Annotated in this window: 23 protein-coding genes and 1 riboswitch; of the genes, 14 read left to right on the top strand and 9 right to left on the bottom strand. The window is 44.3% G+C overall.

Annotated features, from left to right (window positions below; all coding sequences use genetic code 11):
• Positions 1–11: 11 nt before the first annotated feature.
• A complete protein-coding gene (locus ACRRS0_RS11840; protein WP_432453003.1) occupies positions 12–1208 on the top strand; it encodes an ROK family protein in 1197 nt (398 codons plus the stop codon).
• 83 nt (positions 1209–1291) lie between these two features.
• On the opposite strand, the gene ACRRS0_RS11835 is transcribed toward ACRRS0_RS11840, so the two are convergent.
• Positions 1292–2125: a hypothetical protein gene (locus ACRRS0_RS11835; RefSeq protein WP_432453004.1), complete on the bottom strand. Its 834-nt coding sequence runs from the start codon at positions 2123–2125 to the stop codon at positions 1292–1294.
• A gap of 312 nt (positions 2126–2437) precedes the next feature.
• On the bottom strand, positions 2438–4438 hold the full coding sequence (locus tag ACRRS0_RS11830) for a methyl-accepting chemotaxis protein (RefSeq protein ID WP_432453005.1): 2001 nt from the start codon (positions 4436–4438) through the stop codon (positions 2438–2440).
• A gap of 438 nt (positions 4439–4876) precedes the next feature.
• On the opposite strand from ACRRS0_RS11830, the gene ACRRS0_RS11825 reads away from it, so the two are divergent.
• Positions 4877–5344: a DUF2127 domain-containing protein gene (locus tag ACRRS0_RS11825; RefSeq protein ID WP_432453006.1), complete on the top strand. Its 468-nt coding sequence runs from the start codon at positions 4877–4879 to the stop codon at positions 5342–5344.
• A gap of 36 nt (positions 5345–5380) precedes the next feature.
• Here ACRRS0_RS11825 and ACRRS0_RS11820 read toward each other — a convergent pair whose 3' ends face one another.
• The 4 genes from ACRRS0_RS11820 to ACRRS0_RS11805 are packed head-to-tail and all read right to left on the bottom strand — an operon-like array spanning position 5381 to position 8888.
• On the bottom strand, positions 5381–6259 hold the full coding sequence (locus ACRRS0_RS11820; protein ID WP_432453007.1) for a metal ABC transporter permease: 879 nt from the start codon (positions 6257–6259) through the stop codon (positions 5381–5383).
• On the bottom strand, positions 6252–7130 hold the full coding sequence (locus tag ACRRS0_RS11815; RefSeq protein WP_432453008.1) for a metal ABC transporter permease: 879 nt from the start codon (positions 7128–7130) through the stop codon (positions 6252–6254). Before ACRRS0_RS11815 ends, ACRRS0_RS11820 begins: the two co-directional genes overlap by 8 nt.
• Positions 7123–8004, bottom strand: coding sequence for a metal ABC transporter ATP-binding protein (locus tag ACRRS0_RS11810; protein WP_432453009.1), 882 nt, complete (start codon positions 8002–8004; stop codon positions 7123–7125). The genes ACRRS0_RS11815 and ACRRS0_RS11810 overlap by 8 nt, the downstream gene beginning before the upstream one ends.
• The gene (locus tag ACRRS0_RS11805) at positions 8001–8888 is read right to left on the bottom strand and encodes a metal ABC transporter substrate-binding protein (protein ID WP_432453010.1); all 888 of its coding nucleotides are present in this window, start codon (positions 8886–8888) and stop codon (positions 8001–8003) included. Before ACRRS0_RS11805 ends, ACRRS0_RS11810 begins: the two co-directional genes overlap by 4 nt.
• Before the next feature lie 283 nt (positions 8889–9171).
• Here ACRRS0_RS11805 and ACRRS0_RS11800 point away from each other — a divergent pair, with 283 nt between their 5' ends.
• Positions 9172–11433 (top strand): peptidase U32 family protein, encoded by a 2262-nt coding sequence (locus tag ACRRS0_RS11800; RefSeq protein WP_432453011.1) that lies wholly within the window; start codon positions 9172–9174, stop codon positions 11431–11433.
• 117 nt (positions 11434–11550) lie between these two features.
• Complete coding sequence (locus ACRRS0_RS11795) at positions 11551–12033, top strand: FKBP-type peptidyl-prolyl cis-trans isomerase (RefSeq protein ID WP_432453012.1); 483 nt, start codon at positions 11551–11553, stop codon at positions 12031–12033.
• Between the two features lie 148 nt (positions 12034–12181).
• Here ACRRS0_RS11795 and ACRRS0_RS11790 read toward each other — a convergent pair whose 3' ends face one another.
• A complete protein-coding gene (locus ACRRS0_RS11790) occupies positions 12182–13729 on the bottom strand; it encodes a phospholipase D family protein (RefSeq protein WP_432453013.1) in 1548 nt (515 codons plus the stop codon).
• Between the two features lie 389 nt (positions 13730–14118).
• Here ACRRS0_RS11790 and ACRRS0_RS11785 point away from each other — a divergent pair, with 389 nt between their 5' ends.
• The 8 genes from ACRRS0_RS11785 (at position 14119) to moaE (ending at position 20415) form a co-directional block, all read left to right on the top strand.
• A complete protein-coding gene (locus ACRRS0_RS11785) occupies positions 14119–16251 on the top strand; it encodes a YgiQ family radical SAM protein (RefSeq protein WP_432453014.1) in 2133 nt (710 codons plus the stop codon).
• Positions 16252–16393: 142 nt separating this feature from the next.
• Positions 16394–16690 (top strand): Dabb family protein, encoded by a 297-nt coding sequence (locus ACRRS0_RS11780; RefSeq protein ID WP_432453015.1) that lies wholly within the window; start codon positions 16394–16396, stop codon positions 16688–16690.
• 136 nt (positions 16691–16826) lie between these two features.
• Positions 16827–16967, top strand: a riboswitch (molybdenum cofactor riboswitch).
• Positions 16956–17930 (top strand): GTP 3',8-cyclase MoaA, encoded by a 975-nt coding sequence (gene moaA, locus ACRRS0_RS11775; protein WP_432453016.1) that lies wholly within the window; start codon positions 16956–16958, stop codon positions 17928–17930. (Overlaps the previous riboswitch by 12 nt.)
• A gap of 216 nt (positions 17931–18146) precedes the next feature.
• Positions 18147–18719: a molybdenum cofactor guanylyltransferase gene (mobA, locus tag ACRRS0_RS11770; RefSeq protein ID WP_432453017.1), complete on the top strand. Its 573-nt coding sequence runs from the start codon at positions 18147–18149 to the stop codon at positions 18717–18719.
• Positions 18716–19228, top strand: coding sequence for a molybdenum cofactor biosynthesis protein B (gene moaB, locus ACRRS0_RS11765; protein ID WP_432453018.1), 513 nt, complete (start codon positions 18716–18718; stop codon positions 19226–19228). Before mobA ends, moaB begins: the two co-directional genes overlap by 4 nt.
• A 6-nt stretch (positions 19229–19234) precedes the next feature.
• Positions 19235–19732, top strand: a complete 498-nt coding sequence (gene moaC, locus ACRRS0_RS11760) for a cyclic pyranopterin monophosphate synthase MoaC (RefSeq protein ID WP_432453019.1) — start codon at positions 19235–19237, stop codon at positions 19730–19732.
• Positions 19726–19974, top strand: coding sequence for a molybdopterin converting factor subunit 1 (gene moaD, locus ACRRS0_RS11755; RefSeq protein WP_432453020.1), 249 nt, complete (start codon positions 19726–19728; stop codon positions 19972–19974). Before moaC ends, moaD begins: the two co-directional genes overlap by 7 nt.
• A complete protein-coding gene (gene moaE / locus ACRRS0_RS11750) occupies positions 19975–20415 on the top strand; it encodes a molybdopterin synthase catalytic subunit MoaE (RefSeq protein WP_432453021.1) in 441 nt (146 codons plus the stop codon).
• Positions 20416–20560: 145 nt separating this feature from the next.
• Here the strand turns inward: moaE and moeA are convergent, their stop codons facing one another.
• Entirely contained in the window at positions 20561–21793 is a 1233-nt protein-coding gene (moeA, locus tag ACRRS0_RS11745; RefSeq protein ID WP_432453022.1) for a molybdopterin molybdotransferase MoeA, read from the bottom strand.
• Between the two features lie 322 nt (positions 21794–22115).
• On the opposite strand from moeA, the gene ACRRS0_RS11740 reads away from it, so the two are divergent.
• Both ACRRS0_RS11740 and ACRRS0_RS11735 read left to right on the top strand, forming a co-directional pair.
• Positions 22116–22715, top strand: a complete 600-nt coding sequence (locus ACRRS0_RS11740; RefSeq protein ID WP_432453023.1) for a GNAT family N-acetyltransferase — start codon at positions 22116–22118, stop codon at positions 22713–22715.
• Between the two features lies 1 nt (position 22716).
• The gene (locus tag ACRRS0_RS11735) at positions 22717–22998 is read left to right on the top strand and encodes an acylphosphatase (RefSeq protein ID WP_432453024.1); all 282 of its coding nucleotides are present in this window, start codon (positions 22717–22719) and stop codon (positions 22996–22998) included.
• 101 nt (positions 22999–23099) lie between these two features.
• On the opposite strand, the gene exaC is transcribed toward ACRRS0_RS11735, so the two are convergent.
• Positions 23100–24620, bottom strand: coding sequence for an acetaldehyde dehydrogenase ExaC (gene exaC, locus ACRRS0_RS11730; protein ID WP_432453025.1), 1521 nt, complete (start codon positions 24618–24620; stop codon positions 23100–23102).
• Positions 24621–24863: the final 243 nt, after the last annotated feature.

Here is a 24863-nt window from a genome sequence, read left to right as displayed (position 1 = left end):
AGGAGTCTAAAATGCTGAAAGGCATGAATAATCAGTCGGTGAGAACTTATAACGCAAAGTTGATTATTAGGCTCCTTTTTCAGTACCAACAATTAAGTAAGTCACGCCTGTCTCGCTTACTTGAATTGAGTATACCTGCCATTAGTAAAATTTTACTGTTTTTGGAAGACAGGGGCTGGGTAGAGCATGTGCATACCGAGCATATCGGAAGAGGTAACTCTAGCGGTGTGTATCAAATATCTCACAAATCCAGTCCAATCATTTGTATACACATCACGCCCAGTAAAATATCTGCGTTAGTGGTTAACGGTAAAATGGAGTTGCTACTTGAGCTGCGTGAGTGGCATATAGCGCCAGCTATTCCCGAAGAGTTGGTGCAGTTGGTGATTAAGGCTTATCGGCAGTGCGCTAACGCGGCTGCGGTTGGTAAATTAAAAATTGCTTTGGCTCTGCATGGCCAGGTAGACGTCCATGCTGGCACTTCAATGTTTATGCCCCAAGCACCTTGGGATAGTCCGATTGATTTTAAGTATATTCTCGAAGCTGAATTAGAGACTCAAGTGGCGGTTGATAACGACTGTGTAATGCTGGCTCTGGCGGAGAAGTGGACCAATCCCGAGCATGTTCGTGATTTCTGCGTGATTAATGTCGATTATGGGATTGGCTCTTCATTTTTGATTGATGATCAAATATTTAGAGGGCCACTTTATGGCAGCGGACAGATCGGCCATTCAATCATTGATCAAGATGGTCGAAAATGTGGCTGCGGTCGCTACGGATGTCTGGAAACCATATCGTCAACTAAAGCCATGTTGGCAGATATTAGAAAACAAATAAAAAACCGATTTTCTGACGAGTTGTACCAGTTCGATGAGCTGGAATTTGAGCAAGCGGTTCAACGGTATTTTGAAAACGATCCGCTGGTTCGTCGCGTCTGTAATAAAGCTGCAAGCACATTGGGGATCAGTATTTATAATTTTTTGGTCACGATGAGTGTGAATGATATCGTTATTTATGGCGAAGCCAGAAAATTAGGCGAGCAGTGGTTAGCTCAGGTTAAGGACCAAGCTCATTTCAATCCTTTTGAAGACAATGTAGCCTCGGTTAAAGAACAAAAAGCCAGTATTCGATTTGGAGATTTGAGTGATACAGAGTTACTCAAGGGAATAGGCTACTTGTTTATCGAAAAAATCTTGGAAGACTTTTAGTGGCTTAATACATCTAATCTTTACTATAAAACGCACCAATCATAAGGCTTAAAAATAGCCCCAAAAGCTCAACATTACCGGCCCTAGAGTGGTAATACCTTGATGGTCATTTTAACCTCCTGGCAGGCTTTGGGCTCTATTTCGGGCATTATGATCTGATGGTGAGCATCGATGGGGTAAGCCTGTGGCTCGATACAGATATAGCCATCGCTTATTGAAGGTTGATACAGCGTTATATAGTGGGTGTTATAGGTAATCACGATACGATAACCGAGATCCGGACGAAACAGGGTTGTTGCCGGGGTTGAGACTCTATAACAGTGATTCAACCATCCTTTCAACAACGCTTTTTTTGTTCTGAAATCATATTGTGTTGCGACGCGTTCTTGGTAAGCCATGGGGAGGTGATGCTCACCCTCAGGCCAATATCCTTGATGCAACAAACACAGTTCAGTTTTATCATTAGCGGAGAAAAATGGGTGAAGACCGATATTAAATGGGAACGCATTTGCAGATTGATTTGTCACCCGAAGCGTCACCGCTAAGGATGACTCGGATAATTGATAGCTAAGCATCGCTAAATAATCAATTTGCGGGCTCATATGCGACTCTAAAACTAATTGAATGGTGCTTTTATTTTTGTTGAGGACGCGCCATGGTTTCTTCCAGGCATCTCCATGTAAAAAAAACAGCTCGTCCCACTCGACATTTGGTAAGGATAGGTTTTGTCCATGCCAGGGAATTGTATTGCCAGTGACTCGGTTAGCAATTGGAGCCATTGGAAATAACCCCCCGCAACCTGCCCCCTCGAGAGCCGGCATCAGGATGTGTTGCTTATTCACCAGAAAGCGAAGAGCATAGCCTCCTCTGGAATCGATGCTGAGTGTGCAATTGGCGTAGTTGATATCTTGAAGCATGTGGGCGCAGCAATGTTGGTCGTTAGCTGACTATATCTCGATATTAAAAGCCAATCTGGTTTTGAAGTCCCAGTTATTAGTTAACGTAGTTTATAAGCATAATCGTGGAACAAAGCCCAAACGTTTTTGCTTCAGACGCTTGGGCTTTTATACTGTTCTAACTCATTATTTGTTGCTCGTTGCTGTAAACCACCACTAACTAAGTTATGTATCTTGCCATTAGAGCCACTCATTACTGCTCTTCATGCCGGGTTATTAGCAGATTTATTTTGTGCAATAAGTTGATTATATAATGAATCAGATCGGTATTACTTACTTTCTCTGCCGGATGGCGATTTGGCTGAGTTGATCGATCAGCTGACTTTCCTCTTCGATTAAAGTAATGCTTTGCTGAGCATCTTGCGCCTGCTGGATATCTCGTTCGGCGCTTAAGGCCGCGTTTTGCGAGTTATCTGAAAGCGTTGTCAGTTCGTTGCTAAAAGATTGAGAACCAAGCTCTATATCACTTAAAACGGTGTCGATACTGTCTATCCCATGGGTGATATGGTTAATCGACTGGGTTACTTCTTTAATCGTCTCGCCAGTTTCATGAACGCTGGTTTGGGTACGTTTGGATAATTGACGTACTTCATCGGCCACTACCGCAAATCCGCGGCCTGCTTCTTCGGCACGTGCCGCTTCGATGGCTGCATTTAGTGCCAGTAGGTTAGTTTGATCGGCAATCCCGCTGATTGATTGAATAATGTTAACGATTTTATCGGCGTTATTTTTAAGGGTGCTTACACCTTCCATCAATTCTTGGCGTTGGCTCTGTTGCTGATCGATTTTATGAATAAACGTAGCAAATTGTTCGCCTAAAGTTCGCAGCTGTTGGGCGGAGTCTGCAGTTTGGCTCGAGCCCTGCTGCAGTTGTGCGGTTGCCGATTGTAACAAGGGGTGAATTTTACTCATGTGCTGAATTACATCGGCTTGCAAAGTATTTATCTTCTGGGTACTCACCAATTTCGAGCGTAAGTAATAATTGTTAAAAGACGCTAAATAAAAGGGGTAGTTGTCGGCATATTCGTCACTAAACTGGCTATGGTCATCTACTTTGAAGAAAGCAACGGCGGTAATGGTTTGATTTTGGTGTAAGCCTAAAAACTCACCAAAAGTGGAAAATCCCGATAGGCAGATCCCATCAAAACTATTGGCTTGATTTAGACTGGAGCCATTGTTGAGCCGTCGTAAAATACAGTCGTTGGCGATCATCGCCAGCGGCTTGTTAGGTTTACCCCGCATAAATTGCTGATAGTCACGCTGAGTCGATTGGTTAAAGTCTTTTGCTTTGACCAATAATAAACGGTCGCCAAAACTAAAATCACTAAAGAAACGAATGCTACCATCCGCGTTGATTGCCGCAACCGAGCGAATAAATAATTCCTTGTTGATCTGAATACCAAAGGAGTGTTTATTGAGTTGCTGCTCGACTTGCTCTGCGCTGCAATGAAAATGCTCACTGAGGCAATCGACCGGGCTGCGGAGTTGCATCTTGTCGTCTAACACCGAATGTAATACGCGAGTAAATGGGTCGAATTCGGCCACGTCGAAGCCATGACCCGTGGCTTCAAAGTTGTGACTCTTCATGATGCCGTAACGATAAGCGGGGGCAACTTTACAAAAACCAACAATTGCTTGCTCGCTGAGTACCTGGCCATCTAAACCGACTTCGGCTTGTTTGAAGTCCAGTTTTCCGCCAGCGCTGCCACCAATGAAGTAACAGGGGAAACGTTGGCTGCGATAAAGGGCTTGGGTGAAAAAGTCTTCGCTGCCAGCTAAGCCATCAAAATAGGTGAGGGCAAGGGTGTCTCGACTTTCCACTTGAAAGGGTAATTGAATCGCTTTCAGTTCGCCGAGGATATGCTTAATTCGACGTTCGGCACTATCATCGGTGGCATGCGCACTTGTGGCCTTGAGTGTAATACGGTGGATCGATACATCGCTTAATATTTTACGTGAGAATGCATGCAATACCATCCCATCCCAAGTTTGCGGGGTCTCGTGATACAGTTTTGTACGTCCGCCGCCTAACTCACCGGCTGTCATCACCGCAATAATATGATCGGCAAAAGGCAGCTCTGTTTTCAGCTGTCGGTTCACTTCTGCAAAATTGCAGTGGGGTGATACAAAAGCGAGTACCAATGCAGTGCCTCCCTCTAACTCAAAATCTTTCAATTCTGCGAGTTTGAGTTGCTGACTGTTTATGGCGCGGGTGATGCTCACCGACACCTCGGTTTGCTCTTGTTTAGCGAAAATCCTTTTTCTAAAAAACATATCCATTGACTCCAAAAGTGAGCGCGCGATTGGCTTACATTTAGCACGCGCTCTTTAATCCGATTATTTTATGCTTTATATAGTAAGACATAAGCGACAGAGCTTAATTGATCAATATAGTCGTTCTTAGGGGATAAGCTTGAGGAAATACTAATAGTTAATGTCAATCATTGAAATTTGACAGTGAGGTTTAGGCGTTTGCAGAGTGCCGTGCCACGATGAATACTGGTGAAGCATTTTAAGGTGCCGCGTTGAGCAACGCAGACCTTCGGTGGTGTTTGTTCAAAGGTAGTTGCGAGGTATTTACTTTGAGTGCTAAGCTGCTGCGTGAATATCACCGCGAAGTTGAAGCCCGCAGCTGGCGCTGTGCTCAATTCGTCTTCTGTCGTATGCTGCTAAGAAGGCAAATTTATCAGCCCCTGCCATGAAAGAGTCGTTATGCTAAAAATAAAGAAAGGCTTACGAGCCGTGGCAATGTTAGAAGCCTGCAAGGGGGGCTTGTCGTTCATTGTGGCTTTAGGACTATTTCAACTGGCGGGTGAAAATTTACAGCAGGTTTTATTAAGGCTGTTAGAACATTTGCATTTTAACCCTGCAAGTCACTTCGCGAGTATTTTATTACATGACGCAAGTTTAGTGACTGAACAAAACTTGTATCTGGTTTTAATTGGCTCGCTGGTTTATACCATGGTTCGATTTATCGAAGCCTATGGTTTATGGCATGGCTTTGTGTGGACCGAATGGTTCGCTTTACTGAGTGGTGCGATTTACCTTCCCTTTGAAATCTATGAGCTGTTGACCCAACAGAACCTTTTAAGTGTGGTAGTGCTACTGCTTAACTTAGCCATTGTTCTCTATATGTATCAGGTGTTGCAGCATAGTCGCAATCGCCAGTTTGATGAATAAGTCGGTGCCAGCAAAGCGCTGACACCATGGGCGTGTTTAGGGCTGAGTCGATGAAAGTACGGTTTTTGGCTGCGAGGCTAGTTTCGCCGCGCGTCGCTTGCCTTTGTTATACAGGCTCTTGTAGCTAAAAGCACAGATGAACACGAGCGCTTGAAACAAGACGATACAGGCGCTAGTTGAACCATCAATATGGTAGCTAATTAAGACTCCCATAAAAGTCGAACAGCTCGCAACCAGACAAGCGATGATTAGCATTTGTTCAAAGCGTTTGCTAAAAATTAATGCAATCACCCCGGGTCCAACCAACATCGCAACCACCAATACAATGCCAACCACTTGAATGGCTGCCACCGTGGTCATCGCCATAAGAACCAACAATAAGTAATAAAGAAAGTTAGTATTTAAGCCGACCACCCGAGCATGACTTTTGTCAAAACAATATAATTTTAAATCTTTACGGAACCAGAGCGTACACAGCAATACCACTGAACAAATGGTGATGGTTTGTAGCATCAGGTATTTTGATATGCCTAAGATATTGCCAAATAATACATGCATCAGGTGTTGGTCTGTTTCTACTTGGGTAAATAGGACTAAGCCAAGGGCAAACATACTGGAGAAGACCACTCCCATCACAGTATCTTCTTTGATTCGACTGCGTTGTTTTATATAACCAGTTAATAGGGCGCAACTAAAGCCAGAGATGAATGCGCCGATTAAAAGTGGAATGCTTAAGCAATAGGCTATCACTACGCCGGGGAGTACTGCGTGAGATATTGCATCTCCCATTAACGCCCAGCCCTTCAGAACTAAGAAACAGGAAAGCAAAGCACAAACCAGGCTGACGACCAGCCCGGTGAATAAGGCGTGCTGCATGAATTGATATTGCAGTGGCTCTATCAGCATATTAAGCATGTTTAATTCCTGACAGTAATTTGTTTAGCGACCGAGCTTGTCGGTGATGGCTGTTGAGCAGTCCGTACTTGGGGGCGAACAATAACGCTGTGGCAAAAATGCTCACTTGACTCAACACGATTAAGCCGCCAGTGGAGGTATCCCAAAAATAACTGAGGTACACTCCAACTAAACTGGTGACCAGGCCAAACAGCGTAGAAATAATCAGCATTACTCCAAATCTATCGCTCAAGAGATAGGCGGAGGCGCCAGGGATGATCACCATGGCGATCACCAGTAGCGCGCCAACAGCCTGTAAAGAGGCAACGGTGCAAGCACTTAACAGAACAAAAAATAGCAGTTTGAATACACGGGCAGAGATACCGGTGGTGGCCGCTTGGTTTTCATCAAAAAAAACTAATAATAAGGGTTTCCAAAACAAGCCGATAATGACAAAGGTTGAGACGGAAATAATGAGTATTTGCAGTAGCTCGCTCTGGGTAATCATTAAGATGTTGCCAAAGATCACCGCTTGAATATTAATTGAGGTTGGATTTAGCGAAATAATTAACAAGCCTAAGGCGAAGAAACTGGTGAACACTAAACCAATAATGGCGTCTTCTTTTAGATGGGAAAGCTGTTTAATGATCGCCATACTGCCAGCGGCTAAGAAACCAGCAAAAAATGCGCCCACAGCAAGCGGCAGGTGAAGAGTGTAAGCCACTGCAACACCCGGCACGACAGAGTGGGATAGGGCATCACCAATTAGCGACCAGCCCTTCAGTACCAAGTAAGTGGATAAAAATGCGCAGACTGAGCCCACTAATGCACCTGCGAGTAGTGCATTATTCATATATTGATAACTGAAAGGTTCCAACAAATACTCAATCATAATCTTGCCTGCTGGTTTCTGTTAACAGTTGGCTGTGTTCGGTTTTACTCCCATAAAATACCGCTGGTTTTTCATGGTCAGAAATAATCGTTACGGTACGTTGGTCGTCGTCCTTATGCAGGTCTGAACCAGAAATACCCATCTGTTTGAGCACGCCACCGAAGGTTGCAGCAAGGTTTTGTTGGGTAAAGGTGGTTTCTACCGTACCCGTTGCGACCACACTGCGATTGATCAATATCACATCATTACAATAGTCGGCCACGTTACCTAAGTTATGGGTCGATACGAGAATCAAATAGCCTTGCTTTTTTAGAGACTTAAGTAAATCCATAATCGCATTTTCGGTATTGAAATCGACGCCGGTAAATGGTTCATCAAGCAGCATGATGCGGCTTTGTTGGCTCAATGCCCGAGCTAAAAACACGCGTTTCTTTTGGCCGCCTGACAATTCGCCGATCTGTCGGGTGGCTAATTCAGCAATGCCCATTCGCTGCATCGCTTGGTCGACAATTGCATGGTCTTTTTTTGTGGGTCGTTTTAACCAGCCCATATACCCATAGCGCCCTTGCATCACCACATCTTTAACCAAAATTGGAAAATCCCAATCAATGTCTTCGGATTGTGGCACATAGGAGACCAAGTTACTTTTTAAGGCTTGTTGGGTGGACATACCGGATAAAAGTATTTTGCCGCTGGTTAATTTTACCAAGCCCATTATGCTTTTAAATAGCGTGGACTTACCGCCACCATTGACCCCAACTAAGGCGCATATGGTTCCCCCAGATAAATCAAAGCTCACATCTTGGATTGCGGTAAACCCATTATTGTAAATCACGCTGACCTCTTGGGCCTGAATGCTGACAGCTTTACTCATAAATCAAACCCCCGTTTAATGGTGCTGGTGGTCACGCGTAATAAATCGATATAATTTGCAACCGGGCCGCCTTTTTCAGACAGTGAATCCACATAAAGTACTCCGCCGTAGTGGATCCCGGTTTCGCGGGCCACTTGCTTGGCTGCTCGGTCCGAAATCGTACTTTCGCTAAATATCACCGGGATGTGGTGTTGCCTAATGGTTTCGATTAATCGTTTCACTTGTTTGGGAGTTCCCTGTCTATCGGCGTTGATTGGCCATAAATAGGTTTCATTGAACGCTAAATCTCTTGCTAGGTAGCTAAACGCGCCTTCGCTGGTGGCTAACCATTTTTGGCTTACCGGAAGAGTTGTAAAACTCTGTTTGATTGTTTGTTCTAGCTGGCTGATCTGTAGGGCGTAATTCTTAGCGTTACGGTTATAACTGGCGGCATTTTTGGGATCATATTTCACCAAGGCTTTGCGGATATTTTCAATGTATATCAATGCATTTTGGGTAGACATCCATGCGTGTGGATTGGGCTTACCTTGATAGGGACCTGCATAAATAGAGATCGGTTCGATCCCCTCTGTAACCACCACTGACGGCTTTGTAGGCATGTTACTAAAAAATTGTTTAAACCAACGCTCAAGGTTTAAGCCATTCCACAAAATAAGATCGGCCGCTTGTGCTTTAACTATGTCTTTGGGTGTTGGTTGATAATCGTGAATTTCTGCGCCCGCTTTGGTTATCGATAGCACATCTGCATTTGTTCCGGCGACGTTCTGAGCAATGTCTTGAATAATGGTGAAAGTGGTGACAACTTTGAACTTAGCGTGTGCGGTGTAAGGAACACCAATTGCAAACAACAAAATTGAACTCGTGAGCCAAAACCGAAGTGCCATGACTGTTTCCTTTTAGGTAAATAACCACACCACTATAGATGATAATAATTATCATTTGCAAATTGGTTTTGGATTAATCATGCTCAAGGCTGGCTTATTTTAAGCGATTATTTTTGCAGGAAGTGGGGAGTGCTTGGGACTAGGTTCAGTATTAATCATGTTTTTATTAATTAAAACTTTATTTGATTCAAATTAAACTTGTGGCGCTTAGTTATCCCTTTGCGCTGAGCAATCGGTAGAATGCACGGCTTTGATCCTGACGAGTCGTGTAAAGTTTGTGCTTATGAAATCTCAGTTTGAATTGTTGGCTCCTGGAGGAGATCTTGGCTCGGTAAAGGCTGCTATCGCAGCTGGGGCCGATGCGGTTTATTTAGGCTTGGAGAAGTTCAATGCTCGGAGTCGAGCAAGCAACATCTCACTGGATCAGCTTGATGATCTGTGCATTTTGGCACATCAGCAAAATTGTAAAATTTTTGTCGCACTAAATATTATTTTATTAGAGAGCGAACTGCCTACGATGACTCGCTTACTCAATCGTTTGGTGAACATCGCGATTGACGGCATTATCGCGCAAGACTTGGGCTTGTTGCATATGGTTAAGCAACATTTTCCCAGCCTGGACGCGCATGCTTCAACCCAACTAAATACCCATAACATTGGGCAAATTAGTTTGTTGAACAAACTTGGGGTGAGTCGTGTAAATCTTGCTCGAGAACTCAATATTGAAGAAATTAAATTATTGGCAGACTACGGACATCAACACAATGTACTGATGGAAGTATTTGTACATGGTTCCTATTGCATTGGCTTTTCCGGACTATGTTACATCAGTTCGGTACGTAACGGTTGTTCTGGAAATCGCGGCCGCTGTAGTCAGCCTTGTCGCGATCAATACCAAACTACCCAAATGGGCAAAGACTTTCCGTTAAACCTAAAAGATAATTCTGCTTTTCATGATCTTCAGGCTTTGGCCGATGCTGGTGTTTATTCCTTAAAAGTGGAAGGGCGCATGAAACAAGCGCATTACGTATACACAGTCGTTGGACAATGGCGCCAGCAGTTAGACCGCTACTATCAGAGTCAGCCGTTGTTAAGCGACAGCACGCCTTTGTATAAGGTGTTTAATCGTGATTTTAGTAACGGTTATTTAAAGGGCAAGCTTAGCCAACAGATGTATATTGATAACTCTCGGAATCATGCACTACAACATTTTTCTCAGCAACAATCTGCACTGAGCGAGTCGGCACGGCAAGTGTTAAAACAGTCGCTATATGATGATAATACCGCGCTCATTGCAAACATGCAGCAGGTGATTGACCGCTTAAGCATCAGCCAAATCCCGGTAAAAATTAAGCTGATCGCTAAGCTTGCTCAACCACTCAAATTAATCGCTCACTGCGGCTCGCAACAATTTATTCTCTGCAGCGAAGAAAATTTGCAGACAGCTAACTCACAGGGTTTGTCGACCCAACGACTGCAAGATTTATTTACTATCAACAATCGGGGCTATTGCCTAGCAGCGCTTGATGTGAGCGAAGTTTCCCCTGGGTTGGCTATTTCGGTCAAATCGTTATTTGCGCTCAAGCAACAGTTTGATCAATTGGTACTTCGGCAGCCGCCAAAGGTAAAAGCGCTTGATCCATCTGCATTGAATTGTTCCGTTGTGGCAAGCGCCGACAAACCAATAACTGTGCCTCGACTTGCGGTTTTGGTTGATGATCATAATGATCTTGAGTTGGCTGAAATAGAAGAGGTAGATTTATATTGGCACTTACCAAATGCCTTCGCTGATTCTCTTGATGACAGCATTGCATTATTCCAAGCTAAACCAAGGCTTAAGGCCTGGTTTCCTGCAATCTTAATCGGTGAGCATTACCAAGCTGCGGGGGAGTTTTTAAGGGTGGTTCAACCGAAACTGTTGGTGACCAACAATAGTGGGATCGGCGCTTTGGCACAACAATTAGGGCTCAACTGGATTGCCGGGCCACAGTTGAATACAGCAAATTCATGGGCGATGCAGGCCCTTCAACAGCAGGGGGGCTGCGATGGCGCTTTTGTGAGTAACGAACTTAATGCCGGACAAATGCGCCAATTAAAAGCACCGCAAGGCTTTCGTTGCTTTTACAGCATTTACCATCCAATCAAGATGTTGACCAGCCGTCAGTGTTTATTTCAGCAAGTGGTTGGTTGTAAGAAAACTCAAGTTGATCATAAGTGTTTACGTAAGTGCGTAAAAACAAGCTCGATTATTAATTTGAAAGACGCTGAATATGTGATTAGTAAAAAGGCTGGTGAGCATAATAGTTTGTATAGTCAGCAACATTTCTTAAACAGTGAGATCTTAACAAAATTGCCTGGCATATTTAGCGACGTCTTAGTTGATCTTAGAGATGTGAAAAATCAGACAAGGATAGCGGCGCACCTTACTAAGCAAGCTTTAATCGCCGAGTTTGTCAGTTTATTAAATGCAGAGCCAAACGCAGATCAAACATTACATAGCCATATAAGCCCGACTCAAATTAAGCAGTACTACAAGGGTTTATAGCTTGATTATCGCAACTGGAAGTACGGATTAAGCCGTTAGCGTGGCATTTTGTAAGCCAAAGCTTTAGAATTGGCGGTTTCGTGGCATCGCCACAACCCATAAATTGAGGAATCATTGATGACTATCGCAAAAGACGATGTTGCCATAATCGAATACACGGTACATGCAAACGGTGAGCAATTAGACACCTCTGAAGGTAAAGAACCACTGGCAGTGATTGTTGGTCAAGGTCAACTCGTACCAGGTCTAGAAAACGCGCTACTTGGTAAAAAAGTTGGCGATAAGTTTGACGCAGAGATCGCTGCCGCAGACGGTTATGGTGAGCGTAATGATAACCTTGTGCAAGCCGTGCCTAAATCAATGTTCGGCGAAGTTGAAGTGGAAGTTGGCATGCAGTTCCGAGCTACGACCGATGAAGGTGAGCAATCGGTGATTATTATTGGTATCGAAGATGATGAAGTCATTGTTGATGGTAACCATCCTTTATCTGGTATTGATTTAGCGTTTAGTATCGAAGTGGTTGAAACGCGTAAGGCCACCGAAGAAGAACTGGCCCATGGGCACGTTCATGCGGCTGGCGGTTGTGGTCACCACCACTAAGACGAAGCGGCTTAAAGTGTCGCGCAAGCTGGTGGCTCAACAATAACCAGCTTGTTGCGAGGCGTGCCTCGCGAGCGACAGTATTTATCGTCGTAACATCACTATTCACCCCGCAAATAATTATCCAATATGGCTCGTTTGCGAGCGATTACAGTTGATCTTCCAGTGGCAACAAACCCACCAACCAGGCTTGAAATTTCCGCCATAGGGTGGCTTTCGGTTCTTGGCTGTAAATAATCTCGGTTTGATTGCGTAATTTTTCGCGCCAGCGTAGCCGATGATTACTATCGAGCTGAACTTGATAACTTTTATAATCCAGATTATCACGTATTTGTTGGGTGACCTTGTCCGCCAAATTAGGGCAGCTTAGTAACAAGCCCATTTCGGTGTTTAAATTGATGGAGCGTGGATCCCAATTAAAGGAGCCGATAAATAATTTTTCCTGATCGATAACAAACAACTTGCTATGTAAGCTGGCTCGAGAGGCCCCCTTACCGAAAAAAGCAAGCCGTTGACGTTGCTTTGCATCGGGTTTTATTTCATATATAAACACGTTTGCTTCCAGCAGTTGCCGGCGGTAGTTTTTATATCCGGCATGCACCGCCGCGACATCGGTTGCGGCTAAAGAATTGGTAATCACACTCACATCTACGCCGCTTTTGGCTATAGCGGACAAACCTTGGCTACCTGCTACTCCGGGTACAAAATATGGCGAACTAAGCAGGATAGTTTGTTTAGCCCGACCCAATACTTGTGCCAGATTGCTAGCAACATCTTGCGCAAAATCGGGGTTTTTATCGGGATGGTCGACGAATAATTCAGCGTCACACCAATACAGTACATCGCGTAAAGAATGGTTGCTAATTAGCTGTTGATAGCGAGTATGCGCCTGTAGCAGCGGCTTAAGGCTTTGGCTGAATAATTGTTGTTCTAAACGTCGTAATTGGGCATCTTGGTCGACCGATTTAAGGTTGAGGGCTTCCATCGGGTAGCTACGTCGATCATTCCAATACAAGTCGAAGGCTTGGCTCACCTGCTGAACCACCGGCCCAAAAGCCATGGCGTCGATGTCGGCAAAGTCGAGGTCATCCCGCGCGCTAAAATACTCATCGCCAATATTTCGACCACCAACCACACTGATCAAGCCATCGATGGTTAATGATTTATTGTGCATCCGGCTATTTAAACGCTGAAAATCTCCCAGCATATTGGTCACGCGAAAGCGTCGATTATAGAAGGGATTGAATATTCTCACTTCGATATTCGGGTGCATCGTAATGGCTTTGAGCATATCGTCGTAGTTATTGGTGTTAATGTCGTCCATTAGCAAGCGCACCCGTACCCCTCGCTCCGCAGCTTTTAACAAATGACCCAGAAAAATTGCCCCCGTTAGATCTTCCTTAATCATATAGTATTGGGCATCTATCGATAACTGAGCCTTTTCGATGAGGGCTATTCGTGCGGCCAGCGCACTCACCCCATCAGGTAATATCGCGATGCCATTTTTACCCGGCTGGTAGCTCTGAAGTTGCATGATACTTTGTTTATTGGACAGCTCATCTGGCGCAATTAGTGCGTAGCTCGCTTGTTTGTATTGGGCGATAAGTGCGGGGTCGGGACGCTGTGCACAACCAAAAAATACCAGGCCAGCGAATGCCATGATGATTAACTTTACTAAAAATTTAGTCGCGTCCATGTGCTTGTTCTTTTCCAAATAAATTGAATTGAGGACCAAGGGTTGGCTGCGAACATCGCCCAGTAAGCGCTTTTTTCATCGAGCAGTCGTTATCTCCCTAAGGCTCGGTAAGCAGCGTTTTTTACTAAGCGTTGCAATCTGTTTGGCCATACGATTGATCTAAACCAAAAGCGCTATCACCAATGGTATATATTGTGAATTTGGGCCGAAGGCCTCTCGCTTTGCTTAACTATTTAAATTACAAAGAAATGTTAGCTGTTATTTAGTGTTTAAGCTAGCTAACCAACAGGCAGATAAAAAGTTAGTTTGTTAATTTGGTGTTAATCCGTTTCCTTAGCTTGGTGAATACGTATATAATATGCGGCCTTCATTTTCGAGACCTTAAGCCTATGCACACCGCTGAAACCCTATTTAAACCTGAAAGCTGCGTGAATCGTCAGCGTAAGGCTGCGCCGTTTTTGCCGATGTCGCGCAAAGAGATGAAAGCTTTAGGTTGGGATAGTTGCGATGTGATACTCGTGACTGGCGATGCTTATGTTGATCACCCCAGTTTTGGTATGGCGGTGATTGGTCGAATGCTGGAAGCCAAGGGGTTTCGGGTCGGCATTATTGCGCAGCCCGAATGGACCAACAAAAATGATTTTATGCGCCTTGGTAAACCCAATCTGTTTTTTGGGGTGACGGCCGGCAATATGGACTCGATGATTAATCGTTATACAGCCGATCGTAAATTACGCCATGACGATGCCTACACGCCAAACAATGAAGGTGGCAAACGACCCGATCGGGCGGTAATTGTGTATTCACAGCGCTGTAAAGAAGCCTATAAAGATGTGCCGGTGATCTTAGGTGGTATTGAAGCCAGCTTACGACGAATTGCCCATTATGATTATTGGTCTGACAAAGTGCGTCGCTCGGTTTTGTTTGATGCCAAGGCTGAACTATTGATTTACGGTAATGCCGAACGTCCCCTGGTTGAAGTGGCCTATCGTTTGAGTCAGGGCGAAGCTATCGCCGAGCTCAACGATGTGCGTGGTACTGCGATTATTCGTAAACAAGCGCTGCCCGGTTGGAGCGGTTTAGATTCCAGTCATTTGGATAAACCCGGTAAAATCGATCCGATTATTAGCCCTTATGCCGAGATTGAAGAAAGCTGTTCTACTCAAGATGATTCGGTAGAAACGATTGATCCACAGCAAGCCAAGCCGATTGTGGTGCAGATGGAAAAGAAACGGCCTTGGGAAGAAGTTTACATTAACTTGCCGGCCTACGAGCAGGTGAAAGTGAACCCGGTGTTATACGCTCATGCTTCGCGTATTTTTCACCTCGAAACTAATCCCGGTTGTGCACGTGCTTTAGCGCAGCGTCATGGCGACCGGATTGTCTGGTTAAACCCACCGGCTTTACCTTTGAGTACTGAAGATATGGACGGGGTATTTGGTCTGCCTTATCAACGCATTCCACATCCCAGTTATGGCAAAGCGAAGATCCCAGCCTATGACATGATTAAGTTTTCCATCAACATCATGCGGGGCTGTTATGGCGGCTGTACCTTCTGTTCGATCACCGAACATGAAGGGCGAATTATTCAGAGTCGCTCGGAAGATTCAATCATTGAAGAGATCGAACAGATCAGAGATCAAGTTCCTGGTTTTACGGGGGTTATTTCTGATTTAGGTGGACCTACGGCAAACATGTATCGGCTGAATTGCAAGAGCCCCAAGGCCGAAGAAACTTGTCGACGCTTATCCTGCGTTTATCCGAGTATTTGCCATCATATGGACACCGACCACCAACCGACCATCGATCTATATCGGCGGGCTCGCAAGGTTGAAGGGATCAAAAAAATCCTGATTGCTTCTGGTGTGCGGTACGACATTGCTATTGAAGATCCGCGCTATATTAAAGAGTTAGCACTGCACCATGTGGGCGGATATCTGAAAATTGCGCCTGAGCATACCGAAGAAGGGCCCTTATCAAAGATGATGAAACCGGGCATGGGAACTTATTATAAATTTAAAGAGTTATTTGATAAGTACTCACAGGAAGCAGGGAAGAAGCAGTACCTTATCCCGTACTTTATTTCGGCTCATCCGGGAACCAAAGATGAAGACATGGTCACCCTTGCATTGTGGTTGAAGAAAAACAAGTTTCGCTTAGATCAGGTGCAAAATTTCTATCCTTCGCCGCTGGCCAATGCTACCACGATGTATCATACCGAGCGCAATCCTTTGCACAAGATCAGCCATAGCAGCGAGCGAGTTCCAGTAGCGAAAAAAGGGCGTCAGCGGCGTTTGCATAAGGCTTTACTGCGTTATCATGATGAGAAGAACTGGCCAATTATTCGGGAAGGTTTAACCAACATGGGCTTAACCAAGTTAATTGGGAATGGCTTACACCATCTGGTGCCTGCCGAAGGTCGTCGTGATGGTCGTCGCGCCGGTAATCGTGGTTTTAAAGGTGCCAAAAACAGCCAGTTTGCTGCCACCCGATTTACCAACAAGCAATTTAAACGTAAATAGGCTGGTGGTTGATTTGAATATTCTTTTTATTAGTGACTTAGTTTCAGCCTCTAGGTTATAGCGGCATGGCTCAACGGAGCGATAGATTGTTGAATCATTTCAATGTTTATCGCTCCGATATAGGCATTTGAAGGAGTACATCATGATACGGCATATATTGCTGATTAAGTTCCAGGCCACGGCAGACACGGTGCAGATTAAGCACTTGCAAACCTTATTTGAAGCGATGCCGCAAAAAGTTACTGGGGTGCTTACGGTTGAATGGGGCGTAAACAACAGCCCAGAGTATCGAAATAAGGGATATACGCATTCGGTACTGATGACTTTTGCAGACGAAGCTGGGCGACAAAACTATTTACCTCATCCCGAGCACCTTGCGCTTAAGCAAGTACTCAGACCTTTATTAGACGACATTATCGTATTTGACTTTCAGTTATAGCGAACGACAGCAAAGGTCTGGTGAGATAAATTTCCAAGCCAAATTCCTTTTAGTTCCACCAGCTTAATGCTAAAAGCATGTTACATAAACCCATCACTCGAAATAAATTACTTAACAAACAGCGATTTATTGCTTAGCATTCAGCAATCACCGAAGTCTAAATCGACCTAAGTCATAACGATATGGCGTTTAGACCCTTAGCAATAGTCTAAGCAGGGTAAAGGACAGAAATGCCTTTGCCTCCCGCATTTGGAAAGGTTGATTTATGTTATCGGATTCATTTTCCCGACAGTTTAGCTATTTGCGGCTTTCGCTCACTGAAGTTTGTAATTTTAAGTGCAACTACTGTCTTCCCGATGGCTATCATTGCGATACGCCTAAAAGCGAACTTAAGCTGTCGGAGATCGCGTTGCTCGCGCGTTGTTTTGCAGACTTAGGCACCAATAAGATCCGTTTAACTGGCGGTGAACCCAGCTTACGCAAAGACTTAGTCGAAGTGATCGAAATCTGTTCCCAAACCGAGGGAATTGAGCACTTGGCGATGACCACCAATGGTTTTAAATTAGCTAAACATGCCAAGCAATGGAGACAAGCCGGCTTAAACCATATTAATATTAGTGTTGATAGTTTGGACCCGCGTCAATTTGCTGCGATTACTGGCACCAACAGCTTTGTGAAAGTTATGGCGGGGGTTGACGAGGCTCTCAACCAAGGTTTTCGCTCTATAAAATTGAACGCGGTGTTGATTAAGCAGCTTGCAAAACATGGCTTTGAACAATATCTAAACTGGATCAAACACCGTCCGGTCGAAGTCCGCTTTATTGAAGTGATGGAAATAGGGGCAAATCCCGAATATTTTGAACAACATCATATTGCTGGGACGGGATTTAAACAGCAACTGCTGTCACGCGGATGGCAAGCGCAGATAAGAGCTCATAATGCCGGTCCTGCTGAGGTTTTTTACCATCCAGATTACGCCGGTAAGGTTGGTTTAATCATGCCCTATGCTAAAGATTTTTGTAGTACGTGCAATCGATTACGAGTCTCTTCTCAAGGGCGGTTGCATCTGTGTTTGTTTGGTGAAGAGGGGATTGAACTACGTGATTTGTTGAACTCCCCATTACAGCAGGCCGCTTTAACTCAACGAATTGAACAAGCCTTGTTGAGTAAAAAAGGGACTCACTTCCTTCATGATGGTAATACTGGCGCCACCCCTCATTTAGCGTCAATAGGCGGTTAGTTGTTAACGATGATGTATCATTGTGAGTCATCGGGAAGGTTGAAGTCACGTCATTTCCGTTTATCCCTTTAGCCAAGGCCCTTAAATTGGCCGCTGAGCCGAACAAGAGAAACACCAATAAGTTTATATTATATTAATACTTTTAATCATTACGCTAAATAGGCATTATTATGGTGAGCAAGCCGATGCAACAAAAGGATTGATGAGTCGTTATTTATGCAGGCAATTATCGGGGTAGTACTTGCAGGCGGGCGCTCTAGCAGGATGGGGCGCGACAAAGCGCTTCTTCACTGGCAGGGCAAAACTCTATTGCAGACCAAGGTTGAACAATTACAAAGGCTGCTTGGCTCTGCAGTATATGTGAGCGGCCAATATCCGGGCTATCAGTGTATCGTGGATATTGATATTTCCCGCGGCCCTTTGTCAGGTATTTATAGTTGTTTAAATCAGTTGGAGTCGCCAGCGTTTTTATTTGTACCGGTTGATATGCCATTACTGTCCGATGTGGTCCTCCGTCAATTATTGGCATGCTTTCAGCAAACCAATCGGAGTGCCTATTGCCAAAATAGTATGTTTCCACTTTATGTGGTTCGGAATCAACAAACAGAATCGATCTTACGCTCGCTGCTAGATGAACAAGATCCCAAGCGCGCTTCAATTGTTGCCTTTAGTTCAGCGATTGGTGCAAACGTCATTGAGTTACCCGCTGAATATCAAACAGTGATGGTCAATACTAATACGCCCGACCAATGGCAAGCGGCCCAAAAAACCAATGGAGAACACTCATGAGCCATTTGGCTACCGTTCAACAAACATTCTTAAATATTGCGGTACTTACGGTTTCAGATACCCGTAATGAAGCTACCGATAGTTCCGGCCAATATCTTGCGGAGGCACTTCAGCAAGCAGGACACCGGTTAGCGGATAAGCACATCGTAATTGACGATGTTTATCAAATTCGCGCGATTGTCAGCCAATGGATTGCTTCGTCTGAGATTGATTGTGTGATTAGCACTGGCGGAACAGGCTTTACTGCTAGAGATAATACTCCGGAAGCTATGAGCGTATTATTTGATAAAGACATTGAAGGCTTTGGCGAATTGTTCCGGAGTATTTCTTATCAAGAAATAGGCACATCTACGGTGCAAAGTCGTGCTTTAGCAGGTTTTGCCAATAAGACTGTGATTTTTTGTGTCCCAGGGTCAACCAATGCCTGTAAGACCGCATGGCAAAAAATACTTTTAGAACAACTTAATAGTACCCACAAGCCTTGTAACTTTGTGCCCCATATCAGGTGATTTTGGATGAGTAAATTTAGTCATATTAATGCTTCTGGCGAAGCTATCATGGTTGATGTCTCTGATAAGATAGCGACCAGCCGCGTGGCCAAGGCTCAGGCTTTAGTATTGGTTAACCAGCAGGTGGTTGATAATTTATTAGGTGCAGAGCAGCACAAAGGAGATGTTTTTGCTTGTGCTCGTATTGCAGGTATTCAAGCGGCTAAAAAAACTTCCGATTTAATCCCGCTTTGTCACCCCTTGATGCTGAGCAAAGTGAGTGTCGATTTAACTTTAGATGCATCTCGTCGAGAGATCTTGATTGTAAGTACTGTTAAATTAAGCGGCGTAACTGGGGTCGAGATGGAAGCTTTAACTGCTGCTAGCGTTGCAGCATTAACTATTTATGATATGTGTAAAGCGATTCAAAAGGATATTGTCATTCAAGATATTCGATTACTTGAAAAACATGGCGGTAAGTCTGGTTCTTTCCAAGTGAGTGGCCGTGAGGAAAATAAATGTTAATTAAGGTGTTATTTTTTGCTCGCTTAAAAGATCAGCTCGGCCAATCGGCGGTGACTATCGAACTCACCAATGGCGGCGACACTGCCACACTAAAACAGCAGCTTTTGAGCCTAGGCTCTCGCTGGACTGCATTGCAAGATCCAGCGTTATTAATGGCCGTTAATCACCAGCATGTAAACCACGATGTGGCTTTACATGCTGGTGACGAAGTCGCATTTTTCCCTCCCGTTACAGGTGGTTAGATGATTAAAGTTCAGCAACAAGATTTCGATGTAGGCGCCGAATACCAACGTTTGGCAACCAATTGCCACACCGGCTCGATTGTGTTTTTTGTCGGTTTAGTGCGGGATATGAATCTTGGAGAGCAAGTCGACAGCTTGCATCTTGAGCACTATCCCGGGATGACCGAAAAGCAGCTGGCTGATATTGTTGAGCAGGCCAAACAACGTTGGCCGATCCAAGATGCTAATATTATCCATCGAGTGGGGGATTTGGAAGTTAACCAACAGATTGTGTTTGTTGGAGTGAATAGTGAACACCGCGAAACGTCATTTGCCGCGTGTCAATTCATCATGGATTACTTAAAGACACAAGCTACATTTTGGAAAAAGGAACGTGGTCAGCAGGGCGAATCTTGGCTCGATGCGAGACAGTCTGATTTACGTGCCACAAGTAAATGGTAAAGCTTTAAGGGCTTCAACCTATAGCCTTACACTGATGGTCCTTCATTTTGCGATTCTAATGCCTTGTTGGTTAACGGCTAAGCTTTCATAAGCTTTGCCTTGTTTAGTGGAGCACCTAGCATCGAGATAGAGATCAAACCTAGCATTAAATCATGGGGCTGGCGAATAGCTCTATTTTGACCCATTCTCCTGCCATCACCTTGCCACGCTCTTGTTCTAACACGATAAAACAGTTTGCTTGACTAAGGCTGCTAAAAATAGCGCTGCCTTGATTTCCTGTGGGGGATACTTGCAGCTGCCCTTGCGCATCTGTACTCACAATACCACGCTGGAAATCGAGTCTTCCGGGACGTTTTTTCAACGCTGTCGTCGTTTGAGCGCTGATTTGCGGTGGCGCTTGATAATTCCAGGCACTTGCCTTTGCAATGACAAGCAAGGCCAATTTGTAAAAAGTAATGTAAGCGGAAACTGGGTTGCCGGGAAGGCCAATAAAGTAAGACTCTTTTAACTGGCCAAAAGCGAAAGGCTTACCCGGTTTCATTGCCACTTTCCAAAATCCGATCTCTCCCAGTTCGTCCAGCACCAATTTTGTATAATCTGCTTCACCAACTGATACGCCGCCACTACAGATCACAATATCAGCCTGTTGGTCTGCTTGCTCGAATGCTTGTTTGATCAATGAATGTTGATCTGGAATAAGCCCAAAATCGAGCACTTCAACAGGTAAGCGTTCTAGCATCGCTTTAATTGCAAAGCGATTACTGTCATAAATTTGCCCATGACTTAACGGATTGCCGGGGGCGATAAGTTCATCTCCAGTGGACATCAGCGCTACTTTCAGACGAGTTTGCACCGCAATTTGATCGAACCCTAAGCTGGCTAATAGGCCAATATGACTTGAATTGAGCAAAGTATTCGCGCTAATCACGATTTGCCCTTGAGTGATATCCTCTCCCATTTTTCGGATATTATTCCCGATGGATATTGGCTGTTTAAAGGTAATCAGAGAACCATCGACACTGGTATTTTCTTGCATTTCGACTGCATCGGCACCGCATGGTAGAGGTGCTCCGGTCATGATCCTGACACAGTGCTTTGGTTTAAGTTGGTGTTTGTTTACGTCTCCGGCAAACACCTTTTCACTGAGCGGAAGTTGTTGATTGGCCGGTAAGTGACTCACACATAGTGCGTAACCGTCCATGGCACTGTTATCGAAGGGAGGGATATTCAATGGTGAAATAAGATCAGCAGCGAGCACTCGGTTTAAGGCTGAATCTAAACCGACCATTTCAGTCTTGGTGATTACTTTTACATTTTCATTGAGCAGTGCTTTGGCTTGTTCCAGTGGCAATAGTCCAGGTTGGTGACAACAATCCATTGATTTTCCTATATATGAGTGCTTGATTATTAATATAACAAGATTATCGTATCTTTGACTGTAGGGGCAGGGAATTCATTAAAAAAACAATTTAGTCGAAAATACTGTATAACTAACTCGCCTTTGATTTTGCTTAAGTATAGCGAACACGCATTAGTTTAATGTACTATGAATGGTTGATTTAATAATATTAAATGTGAAACTGTCAAAAGTTAACGGCTTGTTATTTTTTATGTTGCGGATTAACATAATACAGCTATGATTTAACTGGTTTGTTACAGCTGTGGCAAATTTAGGCCAGAATATTTTCAAGGAAGTTTATATGTCCACAGAGCCGAGTCCGAATCTAGTCGTTCGTGCTATTTCCAGCATCGAGCTTTATCAATTTTGTGAGTTATTGATGGAAGCTGCGTCTTGGTTTGAGTCACGGGGGGAAACCTTGTGGAAATGCCATCACATCACTCCTCACTCCATGTTAGCAAGTCATCGTTTAGATGAGATGTATATGGGGTATATTGCTGGTAAACCTGTCGCCGCGATGATTTTAGACAAAAACAGTGGAATTATTGATGTCGGTTTAGAAGAAAAACGCGAAAGCTTATTTATGCATAAGCTAACCGTTAAACGAGAATTTGCGGGTCAAGGTATTGCCAAGGCAATGGTGGATTGGGCGCGTTGCAGTGCCTTAAAAAAAGGATATACATTGCTGAGTCTTATTTGCAATTGCCAAGACCAACGACTTCGTTGGACCTTGGGTCAGTTTGGTTTTGAAGAAATAGAGATACTGAACCCCCATTATCAGTTACAACGTTATTTTCGTTTGGATTTGGAACACTGCAAAGTGCCTCTGGATAGGCCTTCTGTTGAGGGCTTGAGTTTTGACTATTCGCAGTTAGACTGTGCGACTTCGTTAATGAGGTAGTATGAGAAATTATCGTTTAATGGCGGTTGTTAAAGGTCATGTTCAAGGCGTAGGCTATCGATATCATGTGATGCAACAAGCAAGTAAATCAGATATTGTTGGTTACGCTAAGAATTTGGCAAACGGTGATGTTGAAATATTTGCCGAAGGAAAACAAACCAATTTGGAGCAACTTATTTCATTTTTATATCATGCATCACCGCTTGGCCGGGTGTCTGAGGTGGAGACTTTGGAATTTATTTCTATCGATCAAAAATCCAAAACCAACTTTGTCTGCTATTAGCTGTTCTTCTGTGTTTCACTTCCGAATTATTTTGTAATGAATAACAAACAGTGGCTTTACATACTTTGCCACTGTTTGCTATTGGCTAAGCTTATTTGTTTTTAGAAGAAACCCAGCGGGTTCACGTCGTAACTAACCAACATATTTTTAGTATTTTGGTAATGTGAGAGGGCTATTTTGTGGGTTTCACGACCGATACCGGAACGTTTGTAGCCACCAAAAGCAGCATGTGCGGCGTAGGCGTGGTAGCAATTTACCCACACGCGACCAGCTTGGATATTTCGCCCCATTCGTTGTGCTAAATTGATATCGCGGGTCCACACGCCTGCGCCTAAACCATACTCGGTATCGTTGGCGATACGTAAGGCGTCGGCTTCATCTTTAAACGTGGTGACCGAAATCACCGGTCCAAATATTTCCTCCTGAAAGATCCGCATGTCATTAGTCCCTTTTAAAATCGTGGGACTCACAAAGTAACCGTTGTTATGTTGACCGGGTAACTTACAGGTATCACCACCCGTTAATAACTCTGCACCCTCATTGCGGCCGATCTCAAAATAACTGAGAATTTTATCCAGTTGTTCTTTAGAAACTTGAGCCCCCACTTGAGTTGTCAGATCAAGTGGATCCCCTTGCTTGATGGTTTTTACACGCTCTAGGACTCGTTGCATAAATTGATCATAAATGGATTCTTGGATCAACGCGCGGGAAGGGCAGGTACAAACTTCCCCTTGATTGAAAAATGCGAGTAGCATACCTTCCACAGCTTTATCCAAATAGTCATCTTCATGAGCCATCACGTCGGCAAAATAGATATTGGGCGATTTTCCGCCAAGTTCAACCGTTGAGGGGATCAGTGAATCGGCGGCACATTTTAATATATGCTGACCAACTTCAGTGGAGCCGGTAAAGGCTAACTTGGCGATACGCTTACTGATTGCCAGTGCTTGCCCAGCTTCAGCACCAAAGCCGTTGATCACGTTAATCACTCCGACAGGCACTAGATCTTCAATTAGCTCCATGAGTACCATAATCGATACCGGGGTTTGTTCTGCGGGTTTTAATACCACACAGTTACCAGCAGCAAGTGCTGGCGCTAGTTTCCATGCCGCCATGAGTAAAGGGAAGTTCCAAGGAATAATCTGTCCTACAACGCCTAAAGGTTCGGGAAAGTGATAACTGACAGTGGTTGAATCTATATCGGCAGCACCACCTTCTTGGGCTCGAATACAGCCCGCGAAATAGCGGAAGTGATCAACAAATAGTGGTATGTCTGCGTTCAATGTTTCGCGGATTGCTTTACCGTTTCCCCAAGTTTCGGCAACAGCAAGCGATTCTAAATGTTGTTCGACGCGATCGGCTATTTTTAATAAGACCTTAGAGCGATCTGCGACCGAAGTTTTGCCCCAGCCCGCACTTGCTGCATGAGCGGCATCGAGTGCTAAACCGACATCTTGAGCATCGGAACGAGCGACCTTGCAATAGACTTCACCGTTGACCGGTGAACGATTCTCAAAATATTGTCCATTTTTGGGTGGGACCCACCGACCACCGATAAAATTGTCGTATTGTTCTTTAAAAGTAATCAATGAACCTTCGGTTCCTGGCTGCGCATATAGCATCGTCAAATCCTTCTATAATTTACTTTTTGTTATCAAGTTGTTGCTTTTGTGGGTGCTGATATATTGCACTTAATCAGCGTATTGCAAGTGATGAACCAATTAATCAGGACTTGTTGTTAATGAAATGTAAAGTTATGATTGGTAAAATAAACTATTTTCTCAAGGTGTGGCGGGCTGGTTGTTGAGTCATCAGGTGGGCTGTCACACTGTTATATTCTGGCACATACAATGTGTTACATTTTG

This window comes from Agarivorans sp. QJM3NY_29, assembly GCF_050870835.2.
In the GTDB taxonomy this organism is placed as follows: Bacteria; Pseudomonadota; Gammaproteobacteria; order Enterobacterales; family Celerinatantimonadaceae; genus Agarivorans.
Note: the sequence above shows the minus strand (reverse complement) of the source record. Positions and strands in the feature narration are given on the sequence as shown.